The organism is Bacillus sp. FJAT-14266 (genome assembly GCF_001719225.1).
Classification (GTDB): domain Bacteria; phylum Bacillota; class Bacilli; order Bacillales; family Bacillaceae; genus Bacillus; species Bacillus subtilis.
This window is the reverse complement of record NZ_CP017072.1, coordinates 680342-693858: the sequence shown is the minus strand read 5'-3', so window position 1 is coordinate 693858 and position 13517 is coordinate 680342. Positions and strand designations below refer to the sequence as shown.

At 44.2% G+C, this 13517-nt stretch carries 14 protein-coding genes; 9 read left to right on the top strand and 5 right to left on the bottom strand.

Annotated features, from left to right (window positions below; translation table 11 throughout):
* Positions 1–13 precede the first annotated feature (13 nt).
* Together pgsC and pgsB are read right to left on the bottom strand one after the other, a co-directional pair.
* Positions 14–463, bottom strand: a complete 450-nt coding sequence (gene pgsC / locus BGM23_RS03725; RefSeq protein WP_003227889.1) for a poly-gamma-glutamate biosynthesis protein PgsC — start codon at positions 461–463, stop codon at positions 14–16.
* Positions 464–477: 14 nt separating this feature from the next.
* On the bottom strand, positions 478–1659 hold the full coding sequence (gene pgsB, locus BGM23_RS03720) for a poly-gamma-glutamate synthase PgsB (protein WP_003227883.1): 1182 nt from the start codon (positions 1657–1659) through the stop codon (positions 478–480).
* Between the two features lie 782 nt (positions 1660–2441).
* Between pgsB and BGM23_RS03715 the strand changes: the two genes are divergently transcribed.
* The 8 genes from BGM23_RS03715 to BGM23_RS03680 all read left to right on the top strand — a co-directional run bounded on the left by BGM23_RS03715 (position 2442) and on the right by BGM23_RS03680 (position 9164).
* Entirely contained in the window at positions 2442–3422 is a 981-nt protein-coding gene (locus BGM23_RS03715; protein WP_015714821.1) for a LacI family DNA-binding transcriptional regulator, read from the top strand.
* 1 nt (position 3423) lies between these two features.
* Positions 3424–4305: a ribokinase gene (rbsK, locus tag BGM23_RS03710; RefSeq protein ID WP_015714822.1), complete on the top strand. Its 882-nt coding sequence runs from the start codon at positions 3424–3426 to the stop codon at positions 4303–4305.
* Positions 4302–4697: a D-ribose pyranase gene (gene rbsD / locus BGM23_RS03705; protein ID WP_003227877.1), complete on the top strand. Its 396-nt coding sequence runs from the start codon at positions 4302–4304 to the stop codon at positions 4695–4697. The genes rbsK and rbsD overlap by 4 nt, the downstream gene beginning before the upstream one ends.
* A 15-nt stretch (positions 4698–4712) precedes the next feature.
* Positions 4713–6194 (top strand): ribose ABC transporter ATP-binding protein RbsA, encoded by a 1482-nt coding sequence (gene rbsA, locus BGM23_RS03700; protein WP_003227875.1) that lies wholly within the window; start codon positions 4713–4715, stop codon positions 6192–6194.
* 1 nt (position 6195) lies between these two features.
* Complete coding sequence (gene rbsC / locus BGM23_RS03695; protein ID WP_003227873.1) at positions 6196–7164, top strand: ribose ABC transporter permease RbsC; 969 nt, start codon at positions 6196–6198, stop codon at positions 7162–7164.
* 12 nt (positions 7165–7176) lie between these two features.
* Positions 7177–8094, top strand: a complete 918-nt coding sequence (gene rbsB / locus BGM23_RS03690) for a ribose ABC transporter substrate-binding protein RbsB (RefSeq protein WP_003227871.1) — start codon at positions 7177–7179, stop codon at positions 8092–8094.
* Positions 8095–8175: 81 nt separating this feature from the next.
* Positions 8176–8712, top strand: a complete 537-nt coding sequence (locus BGM23_RS03685; RefSeq protein WP_046663992.1) for an SH3 domain-containing protein — start codon at positions 8176–8178, stop codon at positions 8710–8712.
* 155 nt (positions 8713–8867) lie between these two features.
* Positions 8868–9164 carry a DUF3892 domain-containing protein gene (locus BGM23_RS03680; protein ID WP_003227867.1) on the top strand — a complete coding sequence of 99 codons (297 nt, stop codon included), beginning with the start codon at positions 8868–8870 and terminating at the stop codon, positions 9162–9164.
* Positions 9165–9203: 39 nt separating this feature from the next.
* On the opposite strand, the gene BGM23_RS03675 is transcribed toward BGM23_RS03680, so the two are convergent.
* The 3 genes from BGM23_RS03675 to alsS form a co-directional block, all read right to left on the bottom strand.
* Positions 9204–9731 (bottom strand): NAD(P)H-dependent oxidoreductase, encoded by a 528-nt coding sequence (locus BGM23_RS03675; RefSeq protein WP_003227865.1) that lies wholly within the window; start codon positions 9729–9731, stop codon positions 9204–9206.
* A 99-nt stretch (positions 9732–9830) separates the two neighbouring features.
* Positions 9831–10598, bottom strand: coding sequence for an acetolactate decarboxylase (gene budA / locus BGM23_RS03670; RefSeq protein WP_003244457.1), 768 nt, complete (start codon positions 10596–10598; stop codon positions 9831–9833).
* Positions 10599–10659: 61 nt separating this feature from the next.
* Positions 10660–12372: an acetolactate synthase AlsS gene (gene alsS / locus BGM23_RS03665; RefSeq protein WP_014478171.1), complete on the bottom strand. Its 1713-nt coding sequence runs from the start codon at positions 12370–12372 to the stop codon at positions 10660–10662.
* A gap of 157 nt (positions 12373–12529) precedes the next feature.
* On the opposite strand from alsS, the gene alsR reads away from it, so the two are divergent.
* Positions 12530–13438, top strand: a complete 909-nt coding sequence (alsR, locus tag BGM23_RS03660) for an acetoin biosynthesis transcriptional regulator AlsR (RefSeq protein WP_003227859.1) — start codon at positions 12530–12532, stop codon at positions 13436–13438.
* The last annotated feature ends 79 nt before the right edge of the window (positions 13439–13517 follow it).

The window sequence follows — 13517 nt, the reverse complement described above, 5'->3', positions numbered from 1 at the left end:
GACACACCTTACATTAAATTAAGTAGTAAACAAACATGATTGCAAAGGTCGCTCCGCTCAATAGCAGCGTGCTTCCGAACGTAATGGTTAAACCTTGTTTCTGAATGGTATTGGCAATTAAACCTGGCACGATGATGCCGATTCCTCTAAATTCTGCGATTTCAAATGGTACAATCGGGTATAGAAAATCAAACGCGATTTTCAGGACGATCCCTGTTATCAGCATAGCAGCGAATTTTCGGCGTCCGTACAAAATCATAAATTTGGATAAACCGTATTTCACAATGACATAAGTGAGCAAGCTCACTAGCAAAACAAGTAAAATAAAGACCGGCTGATTAAACACAAGTCCTAAATATCCCGGTACAACAAGTCCTGCCGGCACGATCCCTGTTTTTTCCGCAAAAATTAAACTGAGTAGTACACCTAAAATTAGTGCGATGTATAAATCTGATCCGAACATGTCTGCATTTCCCCCTAGCTTACGAGCTGCTTTACCTTGTATTCGTGGATTTTTTCAATTAAAGGCTCTGCGGCACCATGAATATTGCCGACGCCATATATGACACGGTTGTGCATTCTTTTCTTTAACAATTCCATAATTTCATCTGTTGACTTATACTCTAGATCATGCAGTTTGTCTGCAGGAATTTTGCCTTCTTCGTAGGCTTTTACGATCGGTTCTGTTGTTTCACCGATTAAGATCAGTTCACTTGCTTCAATATAAGGCAATACGTCATTTGCGAATTGCTGTGTCCGATCGACACGGTCTGCGCGGCAGTTCATGATGATGATCGGATCATCGGTCGGGTAACCGATTTCTTTTACACGTTTCCATATATTCAAAGTAGAAGAAGCGTCGTTAGCGGCAAACCCATTAACAAAGTGCCCAGGCTCGCTCGGACTGATCAGCGGAAGAATTCTCATTGCTCCCGGATCTGGCGGCGCATTCAGCATTCCCTTAAATGCTGTTTCTTCGTCAATGCCGAGTGCTTGAGCCACACCCAGCGCCAGAGAAGCGTTATCAGGGAATACCATGTATTCAAATTTACGTAAATATTCATCTGTAATTTTTGAGTTATCAGCAATGATGACTTTTGTGTTTCGTTCTTTTGCTTTTTGTTTAAAGAACTCGGTATATTCACTATCTGTAATGACAAGATGGCCATTATAAGGAATTGTAGCGGTAAACGCTTCTGCAATTTCATCAAGCGTCGGCCCCATGACATCCATATGGTCTTCTAAAACATTCACAATGACGCCGATATTGGCCTGCAGAAGTTCTTCCTGAAAGATGATTTGATAATCTGGGTTAACAGCCATGCATTCACTGACAATCGCGTTAGCCCCTCTTTCTACTGTTTCTCTCATGACTTCTTTTTGCTCTCCGATATTCGGCCCCTGAGGTTTCCGTTTAATCGGCTTTTCCTCCGGTGTGTCCCAGTAAATCATTCTTGCATCTGTTCCTGTTGTTTTTCCAACAGTCTTGTAACCGGCTTCTATTAATATTCCGGTTGTCAGCCTTGTCACAGTCGATTTTCCGCGGATGCCGTTAATATTCACCCGAACAGGGAGGGCATCAATGTTTTTCTGATGTCGTCGTTTTTCTAATATTCCGATGACCAGTATGACAGCACAGGCTATAATGAGTAACCACATTGCTTTTCGACATCTCCTTCTATATTGTTGTAAATTCATTCATCAGTATATAGAATCACTATGAATTCTCAATCGGCATTATGTAACATAATCTTCCCTAATCGACTAAGCCAAACTTCTCTTTTGAAAGAGATTTTATACCTACAAACTGTTTTCTATTTTTGGAAAACAGCAGGACTTACACCTTATCACTTTTTTTAAAAATCGAAGAGAATGCGCTTTCATTTTTCTCCTGATATCCTTCTGGACGTATAGTCACACCCTGCTGTTTGTATTTAATATGCATTTCAAATCAATCTTTTTTCAGCCTGTGTTATCAAGCATCTCCTGCTATCATGCGTGTTTCCGGTTCTTATGAACACAAAATAGTTTTATCCTGTTTCTTAAGGACAAGGTCATAATGTCATCCTTTCTGCATGGAAGCGGCAATATGAGGCCCATTCCAAAATGACTAAGGAGGTTCGAGATGAAAACGCTAAACATACGAGTCCGAATTCTCTAACATAATTAAACATTTTCTGGGATGATAGTCTTTTCTGTTTCTCACCATTTACAGGTCTAAACGCATGACTTTGAAACAATTTTAATAAAACTTAATATTTGTTCAAGAAATCTTCATCCATATTTGTGAAGACTTTGTCAAAAAAAGAGTGAAAACCTTAAATTTTTCAATTATATATACAATTTACAATTAGATTTCTTTTGATATTTTTATTGCTAACTTCGGATTGTTCATGATAATCTATCTATGTAAACGGTTACATAAACAAGGAGGAGCTGTTTTGGCTACAATTAAAGATGTCGCCGGAGCGGCGGGCGTTTCAGTTGCGACGGTTTCCCGCGTCCTGAATGATAATGGCTATGTACACGAAGAAACGCGAACGCGTGTCATAGCGGCGATGGCGAAGCTGAACTATTACCCGAATGAAGTCGCCAGATCTCTATATAAAAGAGAATCCCGACTGATCGGACTTTTGCTCCCGGATATCACAAACCCTTTCTTCCCCCAGCTTGCCCGCGGTGCGGAGGATGAATTGAACCGGGAAGGCTATCGCCTTATTTTCGGCAACAGTGACGAGGAATTGAAAAAAGAACTTGAATACCTTCAAACCTTTAAGCAAAATCATGTCGCAGGCATTATTGCCGCAACGAATTACCCGGATCTCGAGGAATACAGCGGCATGAATTATCCAGTTGTTTTTCTGGACAGAACACTTGAAGGGGCTCCTTCTGTGTCCAGTGACGGCTATACAGGAGGAAAGTTAGCCGCCCAGGCTATCATTCACGGAAAAAGCCAGCGCATTACGCTCTTGAGAGGACCCGCTCACCTGCCGACCGCTCAAGACCGCTTTAACGGCGCTTTGGAAATCTTAAAGCAGGCTGAAGTTGATTTTCAGGTCATTGAGACGGCTTCATTTTCAATTAAAGATGCACAATCAATGGCGAAGGAGCTGTTTGCCGCTTATCCAGCGACAGATGGTGTGATCGCGAGTAATGATATTCAAGCCGCTGCCGTTTTACATGAAGCATTGCGGCGCGGAAAAAACGTGCCGGAGGACATTCAAATTATCGGCTATGATGACATTCCGCAAAGCGGACTTCTGTTCCCGCCACTTTCTACAATTAAACAGCCCGCATATGATATGGGGAGAGAAGCTGCCAAACTGCTTTTGGGTATCATCAAAAAACAGCCTCTGGCAGAAACGGCAATTCAAATGCCTGTCACCTATATAGGAAGAAAGACGACAAGAAAGGAAGATTAAGATGCGTAATATTTGTGTGATTGGTAGCTGTTCTATGGATTTAGTGGTCACCTCGGACAAACGCCCAAAAGCCGGTGAAACGGTTCTTGGCACGTCATTTCAGACTGTGCCGGGCGGCAAAGGAGCAAATCAGGCCGTTGCCGCAGCCAGACTTGGGGCTCAAGTGTTTATGGTCGGCAAGGTTGGAGACGATCATTATGGAACAGCTATTTTGAATAATCTCAAAGCTAACGGCGTTCGCACTGACTATATGGAACCGGTTACACATACGGAAAGCGGAACCGCTCATATTGTGCTTGCTGAAGGCGACAACAGCATTGTCGTTGTCAAAGGCGCGAACGATGACATCACCCCAGCGTATGCGTTAAACGCGCTCGAACAGATTGAAAAGGTCGATATGGTGCTGATTCAGCAGGAAATCCCAGAAGAAACGGTTGATGAGGTGTGCAAATACTGCCATTCTCACGATATCCCGATCATGCTAAACCCAGCACCGGCCCGCCCGCTCAAGCAGGAAACAATTGATCACGCTACCTATCTGACGCCGAATGAACACGAGGCTTCGATTTTATTCCCTGAGCTTACCATTTCTGAAGCTCTGGCGCTTTATCCGGCAAAGCTCTTTATTACGGAAGGAAAACAAGGCGTCCGCTATTCGGCTGGCAGCAAAGAGGTGCTCATCCCGTCCTTCCCTGTAGAGCCCGTTGATACAACCGGAGCCGGTGATACGTTTAACGCAGCATTTGCCGTGGCCCTGGCTGAGGGAAAAGACATTGAAGCCGCATTGCGGTTTGCCAATCGTGCCGCTTCCCTTTCTGTCTGCTCCTTCGGTGCCCAAGGCGGAATGCCGACAAGAAATAAAGTAGAGGAGCTGCTGTCATGAAAAAACACGGTATACTGAACAGCCATCTTGCCAAGATTTTAGCCGACCTTGGCCACACTGATAAAATTGTCATCGCGGATGCCGGACTGCCGGTTCCTGACGGCGTTTTGAAAATTGATCTTTCACTGAAGCCGGGCCTTCCGGCTTTCCAAGATACAGCGGCAGTGCTCGCTGACGAGATGGTCATCGAAAAAGTCATTGCTGCAGCTGAAATAAAAGCATCCAATCAGGAGAATGCGAAATTTCTAGAAAATCTTTTCTCTGAACAAGAGATTGAATACCTTTCTCACGAGGAGTTTAAGCTGCTGACAAAAGAAGCAAAGGCAGTCATAAGAACAGGAGAATTCACACCATATGCCAACTGCATCCTGCAGGCAGGTGTGCTTTTCTAGAAAGGAGGATGAAACATGCAGATTGAAATGAAAGACATTCATAAAGCATTCGGAAAAAATCAGGTGCTGTCAGGCGTTTCCTTTCAGCTCATGCCTGGCGAGGTTCACGCATTAATGGGAGAAAACGGCGCCGGCAAGTCCACGCTTATGAACATTTTGACAGGCCTGCACAAAGCAGATAAAGGTCAAATCAGCATAAACGGAAACGAAACGTATTTTTCCAATCCAAAAGAAGCGGAACAGCATGGAATAGCCTTTATCCATCAGGAACTGAATATCTGGCCGGAAATGACCGTTCTTGAGAATCTATTTATCGGTAAGGAGATATCCTCCAAGCTGGGCGTTTTACAAACAAGAAAAATGAAAGCGCTAGCAAAAGAGCAATTTGACAAACTCTCCGTCTCTCTTTCTCTTGATCAAGAAGCCGGCGAATGTTCCGTCGGACAGCAGCAAATGATCGAAATCGCAAAAGCGCTTATGACAAATGCCGAGGTCATCATTATGGATGAACCGACCGCAGCGTTGACTGAACGTGAAATCAGCAAGCTCTTTGAGGTCATTACAGCGTTAAAAAAGAACGGCGTCTCCATTGTCTATATTTCGCATCGCATGGAAGAAATTTTTGCGATTTGCGACAGAATTACCATCATGCGTGACGGAAAAACGGTAGATACAACAAACATCTCAGAAACTGATTTTGATGACGTCGTCAAAAAAATGGTCGGACGGGAGCTGACTGAACGATATCCAAAACGCGCTCCTTCTCTCGGTGACAAAGTATTTGAAGTGAAAAATGCCTCTATAAAAGGGAGGTTTGAGGATGTCAGCTTTTATGTTCGTTCCGGTGAGATCGTCGGTGTTTCAGGATTAATGGGAGCCGGCCGGACAGAAATGATGAGAGCGCTGTTCGGCGTTGACAGGCTGGACACGGGTGAGATATGGATCGCTGGGAAAAAAACGGCTATTAAGAACCCGCAGGAAGCCGTGAAAAAAGGTCTCGGCTTTATTACAGAGAATCGCAAGGATGAAGGGCTTCTGCTCGACACCTCGATCCGCGAAAATATTGCCCTGCCCAATCTGTCCAGCTTCTCACCAAAGGGTCTCATTGATCATAAGCGGGAGGCTGAATTTGTCAATCTGTTAATCAAACGACTCACTATCAAAACAGCATCACCGGAAACGCACGCACGCCATTTATCAGGAGGAAACCAGCAAAAAGTGGTGATAGCCAAGTGGATCGGCATCGGACCGAAAGTGCTTATCTTGGATGAGCCGACCAGAGGTGTGGATGTTGGCGCCAAACGAGAGATTTATACGCTGATGAATGAGCTGACCGAACGCGGCGTCGCTATCATCATGGTGTCATCAGAGCTTCCTGAAATTCTGGGAATGAGCGATCGGATTATCGTTGTCCATGAAGGCAGAATCAGCGGAGAAATCCATGCGCGAGAAGCAACGCAAGAACGAATTATGACACTTGCCACGGGAGGGCGGTAATATGAAAACGGAACAACTGCAAACAGAACAAAAACGGATTCACTTCGACGGAGTCATGCAAAAACTCGGCCCGTTTCTTGGTTTATTTATTCTCGTTATCATTGTATCTATTTTAAATCCCAGCTTTCTTGAACCGCTGAATATTTTAAACCTGCTTCGCCAGGTCGCAATTAACGGATTAATCGCGTTCGGGATGACCTTTGTCATTTTGACAGGCGGCATTGATCTTTCTGTCGGCGCTATTCTTGCCCTGTCCAGTGCTTTAGTTGCGGGGATGATTGTGTCCGGTGTCGATCCGGTTCTCGCGATCATCCTTGGCTGTATCATTGGTGCCGTACTAGGCATGATCAACGGATTATTGATTACTAAAGGAAAAATGGCGCCCTTTATCGCCACGCTTGCGACCATGACTGTGTTTCGCGGACTGACGCTAGTGTATACAGATGGAAATCCGATTACCGGACTTGGCACAAACTACGCTTTTCAGATGTTCGGACGCGGTTACTTTTTAGGCATTCCTGTACCGGCGATTACGATGGTTCTTGCCTTTGTCATCCTTTGGGTGCTTCTTCATAAAACACCATTCGGACGCCGGACGTACGCAATCGGCGGCAACGAGAAAGCCGCGCTCATTTCAGGCATCAAAGTGACGCGCGTGAAAGTGATGATCTATTCTTTAGCCGGGCTTTTATCCGCTCTTGCAGGTGCCATATTGACTTCCCGCCTGCATTCGGCCCAGCCGACTGCGGGAGAATCGTACGAACTTGATGCTATCGCGGCAGTCGTCTTAGGCGGAACAAGTCTTTCTGGCGGCCGAGGACGCATTGTCGGCACGTTAATCGGGGTACTGATCATCGGCACACTTAATAACGGGCTTAATCTGCTTGGCGTCTCATCATTTTATCAGCTGGTTGTCAAAGGGATTGTTATCTTGATTGCGGTATTATTAGACCGCAAGAAGTCAGCTTAGGAGGGTTTTCACATGAAAAAGGCTGTATCCGTCATTTTAACGTTATCATTATTTTTGTTAACCGCCTGTTCGCTTGAGCCTCCCCAATGGGCAAAGCCGTCAAACTCGGGGAACAAAAAGGAATTCACCATTGGCTTGTCCGTCTCAACACTTAATAATCCTTTTTTTGTCTCATTAAAAAAGGGTATCGAAAAAGAAGCTGAAAAACGGGAAATGAAAGTCATCATTGTTGATGCACAAAATGATTCATCGAAACAGACGAGTGACGTGGAAGATTTAATTCAGCAAGGTGTTGATGCATTATTAATCAACCCGACTGATTCTTCGGCGATCTCAACGGCAGTAGAATCTGCAAACGCAGTCGGTGTGCCCGTCGTAACAATCGATCGATCTGCTGAACAAGGAAAAGTTGAAACCCTCGTTGCTTCCGATAATGTAAAAGGCGGTGAAATGGCCGCGGCGTTTATTGCCGACAAACTTGGAAAAGGAGCAAAGGTGGCAGAGCTTGAAGGCGTCCCCGGCGCATCTGCCACACGGGAACGCGGCTCAGGATTCCATAACATCGCAGACCAAAAGCTCCAAGTTGTCACAAAACAATCAGCTGACTTTGACCGCACGAAAGGCCTGACTGTCATGGAAAACCTGCTGCAGGGACATCCTGATATCCAAGCTGTTTTTGCTCACAACGATGAAATGGCGCTCGGTGCTCTCGAGGCAATTAACAGCTCGGGGAAAGACATATTGGTGATCGGTTTTGACGGCAATAAAGATGCGCTCGCTTCCATTAAAGACGGAAAGCTGTCAGCAACCGTCGCTCAGCAGCCTGAGTTAATCGGTAAACTGGCTACAGAAGCAGCAGATGATATTTTGCACGGAAAAAAAGTGCAAAAAACAATATCCGCGCCTCTCAAACTAGAAACACAAAAATAATTGTCTGATGTTTAGGAACCTGCGATAACGTGAATAGAGTTATAGAATGAATTATTTCTCTTACGTGAGGAGAGGAACGGCATGAACAAACCAACAAAACTATTTTCAACTTTAGCACTTGCGGCTGGAATGACTGCGGCTACTGCAGGGGGCGCTGGAACGATCCATGCTCAACAGCCAGAAACAACGGTAAGCATTGATGATTTATACAGTTATCCGATTGATTCTTATTTGGTATCAGCAGAGGCTCTAAATGTCAGAACGAAGCCTTCCGCATCAAGCCAGAAAGCCGATACGCTGCACTTAGGAGATAGCCTAAAGCTGATTTCCTTCTCAAATGCTGACTGGGCAAAGGTTCAGTATAAAAATGGAAAAACAGGCTTTGTCTCCACTCATTATATTGTAAAAGCAGCAACAACAGTAAAAACCAAGACAAAAACGAAAGTATACACATCCACTGACGGAAAGAGCATTAAGACTCTTCCAGCAGACACAAGCGTTTCTTTTTTAGGCTGGAGTAAAACGAATAAAGGCGGTTTTGATTTTGATTGGGTATTCGTTGATTACGGCGGTGCGACAGGTTATATGAAATCAAAGGATTTACACATGACAAAATAACTGAGAGGGATTCCGCATTTATGCGGAATCCCTTTTATTATGAATTGATTTGTCACATTCCCAAGATATTTCTCAGGAAATATTGTCGTATGCTGTGTCGAAACCTTACATGATCATCGACATTTTTGTTCACGCTAAAAAGCGGAGGTGTAAATATGGATCAATTTGAAGCAGCATATGAATCGTATAAAGCCCGGCAAACAACTGTCGATCAAGAAAATGTTCCATCTGGAAAAGAAGAAATTATTGCGGTTAGAAGAAATGAGGAAGACAATATTATCGCAGTGAAAACCAATACAGGAAGAGAGCTCGACTATCCTACTGCGCTGTCAGAAGCAAAATCAGGAAAACTCGCTCATGTTGATGTCTTCCATAAATACGGGCGTGACATTTTGCGAAGTGAACCGGACGGCATCAAGGAAAATAACCTGTCTGAGCTGCCGGATTTTTAAACAAATACAGCCCTGCCGTATGTTGGACAGGGCTGTATTTTAAACAAAAGGCTGCTGGATGTATTCGGCTAACCGTTTTGCACTGTGAGAAATATCCTCTGTAGCTGCATAATTCACGCCATAGAACACATATGGAGGCAGATACTTCATGCCGATCAGATTACTCGTGGCCTGAAATGGTTTCAATAGCTCACTGATCGAGTAATGATTTGCTCCGCCCGCTTGATATTTTTCCGCTTCGCTCCCTGTTGATACAGCCAACATCAGCTCCTTGCCATGCAAGGCATTTCCTTCTGAACCAAAAGCCCAGCCGTAAGTCAGCACAAGATCCTGCCATTTTTTCAAGAGCGGCGGAGAGCTGTACCAATATAGCGGGAATTGAAAGACAATCCGATCGTATTCCTCGCACAGCTGCTGTTCCTTCGCAACATCTATCGCTTCATCCGGGTATTCCTTATAAAGATCCCGTACTGTGATATTGTCATGTTTACTCAATTCCTCAGCCCACGCCTTATTAACAACTGAGGTCTCCATATGAGGATGCACTGCCAAAACCAATATTTTCATCAGACCACACCTTTACTGTTTTGATGTTATTTTATCTAAAATCAGGAAAAGAGCCAAATAAAAAGAAAGCCCTGCTAAAAGGGGCTTTCTTTTTTTCTTTTATTCAGGGCTTCCTTCAGTTGTTTCGATATCTTTCGCAAAATCAGGGTTATCCAGATTCGCATTAAAGAAATCCGCTGTGTTCGGAAGTCTGAGATTCATGTTCATTTTTTGAGAAATCGTAACCGTGCAATCCTCAAGCACATAGTCAAAAACGTGTCCGCCTGAATTGCGTCCTTCGTCAATGAAGTGCAGGTGATAGCCAGAAACGGCGATTCCGTTTGCATAAGCTGGTGTCAAGAAACCTACAATCGTTCCTCTCACGTTGTCGAAGTTGAAAATCGGCTGTGTTTTGACCGCTTCAACCATTGGCACGTAAGGTTTTTCTTGAAGTTCTACTGTTCTTGTCTGCACCTTTTTAAACAATCCGTCAATGCGAATTGCATAAAATAAGTTTCTGCTTGGCAGCATGCTGTTGATCTCTTTTTCAAAGTCTTCGCGTGTCATTTTCGCATCAATTTTGTGCGTCATGTCCGGTGTAAAGAACGTAAATGAACAGAACGGTGAACGGTCTCCATTTTGGACCGGTGTCGCGGTTCCGTCTGAGCGAAGACGGTAAAATTCGCCGTCAAACCCAATCAGCTCTCCGTCAAGCTTGTTAAAGGTTCCGATACCGAAGTCTCCATATTTCGGAATCTCTGACAGTTCAAAATCTCCGTCATATACTCCGTCTAATAGAGAAGTCATTGTTGATACTTGATAAATCTGGCTCACAGGCTGATCTTTTTGACCACGGCTGAGCACTTGAATGTTGCTTTCTCGTTTCATATTTCCCTTCACTCCTTTTATTTAGTGCTGTTCATAAAACAGTGTCGTGATGCGCAGAGTGCTAGAGAGCTTTCGTTTTCATGAGTTCCCCGAATTCTTTCGGAAGCTTGTCACTTGCTAAATTAATGTTATCACTGTAGTCAACCGGGACATCGATGATGACAGGACCTTCAGCGTTCATGCCTTGACGCAGAACATCTGCCAGCTGGTCTGGTGATTCTACGCGCAAGCCAGTTGCTCCGAAGCTTTCCGCATATTTCACGATATCGATATTTCCGAAATCGACCGCAGATGTACGGTTATATTTTTTCAATTGCTGGAATGCAACCATGTCATATGTGCTGTCGTTCCATACAATGTGTACAATTGGTGCTTTTAGTCGAACTGCTGTCTCTAATTCCATTGCTGAGAATAAGAAACCGCCGTCACCAGAGACAGAAACCACTTTTTCTCCCGGTTTCACCAATGAAGCGCCGATTGCCCAAGGAAGCGCAACGCCGAGTGTTTGCATACCGTTACTGATCATTAATGTTAACGGCTCGTAGCTGCGGAAATAACGTGACATCCAAATGGCGTGCGAACCGATATCGCAAGTTACTGTAACATGATCATCGACTGCATTACGCAACTCTTTAACGATTTCAAGAGGGTGCGCTCTGTCTGATTTCCAATCTGCAGGCACCTGCTCACCTTCATGCATATATTGTTTTAAATCAGAAAGGATTTTCTGCTCACGCTCTGCAAATTCTACTTTCACAGCATCGTGTTCGATATGATTGATCGTGGACGGAATGTCACCGATCAATTCAAGATCAGGCTGGTAAGCATGATCAATGTCAGCGATAATCTCGTCTAAATGGATAATTGTCCGGTCTCCATTGACATTCCAGAATTTCGGATCATATTCAATCGGGTCATAGCCGATCGTCAGAACAACATCTGCCTGCTCTAGCAGTAAATCGCCAGGCTGGTTGCGGAACAAACCGATACGGCCAAAATACTGATCCTCTAAATCTCTAGAAAGGGTACCGGCAGCTTGATATGTTTCAACAAATGGAAGCTGAACCTTTTTCAAAAGCTTGCGAACCGCTTTAATTGCTTCCGGTCTTCCGCCTTTCATGCCGACCAAAACGACAGGAAGTTTTGCTGTTTGGATTTTTGCTATGGCCGCACTGATTGCATCATCTGCTGCAGGACCGAGTTTTGGCGCTGCAACAGCACGCACGTTTTTCGTATTTGTGACTTCATTCACAACATCTTGCGGAAAGCTCACAAAAGCGGCCCCAGCCTGCCCTGCTGACGCTATCCTAAATGCATTTGTAACAGCTTCCGGTATATTTTTTACATCTTGAACTTCTACACTGTATTTTGTAATCGGCTGGAATAGCGCCGCATTATCCAAAGATTGATGTGTCCGTTTTAAACGATCTGCACGGATCACGTTTCCAGCAAGCGCAACGACAGGGTCTCCTTCAGTGTTCGCTGTCAGCAGGCCTGTTGCCAAGTTAGAGGCACCCGGTCCTGATGTGACTAACACGACTCCCGGTTTTCCAGTTAAACGGCCGACTGCTTGGGCCATGAATGCTGCGTTTTGTTCGTGCCGGGCAACGATAATTTCAGGTCCTTTATCTTGTAAAGCGTCAAATACCGCATCAATTTTTGCACCTGGAATGCCAAATACATGTGTGACACCTTGCTCCACTAAGCAATCAACAACAAGCTCCGCCCCTCTGTTTTTCACAAGGGATTTTTGTTCTTTTGTTGCTTTTGTCAACACCCTCACTCCTTATTATGCATTTTAAACGTAAAATTTTAAATATCTTGTGATAAGTTTCACTATACACTCTTTGGAAATTGACCTCCAATATCGATTCGCCTTATGATTAATATGTAATACGAATTATTAACCTATGGAAAGGAATGCATATTGAATGGAGCTTCGCCATCTTCAATACTTTATCGCAGTAGCCGAAGAGCTTCATTTCGGAAAGGCTGCCCGGCGGCTGAACATGACGCAGCCTCCTCTCAGCCAGCAGATCAAACAGCTGGAGGAAGAAGTCGGAGTTACGCTTCTGAAAAGGACAAAACGATTTGTCGAGCTTACCGCAGCAGGAGAAATCTTTTTAAATCATTGCCGCATGGCATTGATGCAAATCGGACAAGGAATTGAACTGGCACAGCGGACGGCCCGCGGCGAGCAAGGCCTTCTCGTAATCGGTTTTGTCGGATCAGCTACATATGAATTTCTGCCGCCGATTGTCCGGGAATATCGTAAAAAATTCCCATCTGTGAAAATAGAACTGCGTGAAATATCCTCGTCTAGGCAGCAGGAGGAGCTACTAAAGGGCAACATTGATATTGGTATACTTCATCCTCCCTTACAGCATACAGCTTTACATATCGAAACCGCCCAAAGCAGCCCTTGTGTTTTAGCTTTGCCTAAGCAACACCCATTGACTTCTAAGGAATCAATTACGATTGAGGATTTAAGAGATGAACCAATTATTACTGTTGCTAAAGAAGCATGGCCTACTCTATACATGGATTTTATTCAGTTCTGTGAACAAGCGGGCTTCAGACCCAACATTGTCCAGGAAGCCACAGAATATCAAATGGTGATTGGTTTAGTCAGTGCCGGAATTGGTATGACATTTGTTCCTTCCTCAGCCAAAAAATTATTTAATTTGGATGTTACTTATCGAAAAATGGACCAAATACAGCTTAATGCAGAATGGGTTATCGCTTACCGCAAAGACAATCATAATCCGCTTATAAAGCATTTTATTCATATTTCAAATTGTCAGCAGACAAGAACTAAAGAGAGTGATGCAGGTACATGAACAATACTTGCAATCTCTTTTTTCTTTTGGGATTCTTATGGAATTTTTATTAATTTAATATAATCGCTTAGTACAACTT

What these genes read in the sequence shown, in the direction of transcription:
- pgsC (WP_003227889.1), bottom strand. Translation starts at nt 463, where the DNA reads ATGTTCGGATCAGATTTATACATCGCACTAATTTTAGGTGTACTACTC.
- pgsB (WP_003227883.1), bottom strand. Translation starts at nt 1,659, where the DNA reads ATGTGGTTACTCATTATAGCCTGTGCTGTCATACTGGTCATCGGAATA.
- rbsK (WP_015714822.1), top strand. Translation starts at nt 3,424, where the DNA reads ATGCGTAATATTTGTGTGATTGGTAGCTGTTCTATGGATTTAGTGGTC.
- rbsD (WP_003227877.1), top strand. Translation starts at nt 4,302, where the DNA reads ATGAAAAAACACGGTATACTGAACAGCCATCTTGCCAAGATTTTAGCC.
- rbsA (WP_003227875.1), top strand. Translation starts at nt 4,713, where the DNA reads ATGCAGATTGAAATGAAAGACATTCATAAAGCATTCGGAAAAAATCAG.
- rbsC (WP_003227873.1), top strand. Translation starts at nt 6,196, where the DNA reads ATGAAAACGGAACAACTGCAAACAGAACAAAAACGGATTCACTTCGAC.
- rbsB (WP_003227871.1), top strand. Translation starts at nt 7,177, where the DNA reads ATGAAAAAGGCTGTATCCGTCATTTTAACGTTATCATTATTTTTGTTA.
- BGM23_RS03685 (WP_046663992.1), top strand. Translation starts at nt 8,176, where the DNA reads ATGAACAAACCAACAAAACTATTTTCAACTTTAGCACTTGCGGCTGGA.
- BGM23_RS03680 (WP_003227867.1), top strand. Translation starts at nt 8,868, where the DNA reads ATGGATCAATTTGAAGCAGCATATGAATCGTATAAAGCCCGGCAAACA.
- BGM23_RS03675 (WP_003227865.1), bottom strand. Translation starts at nt 9,731, where the DNA reads ATGAAAATATTGGTTTTGGCAGTGCATCCTCATATGGAGACCTCAGTT.
- budA (WP_003244457.1), bottom strand. Translation starts at nt 10,598, where the DNA reads ATGAAACGAGAAAGCAACATTCAAGTGCTCAGCCGTGGTCAAAAAGAT.
- alsR (WP_003227859.1), top strand. Translation starts at nt 12,530, where the DNA reads ATGGAGCTTCGCCATCTTCAATACTTTATCGCAGTAGCCGAAGAGCTT.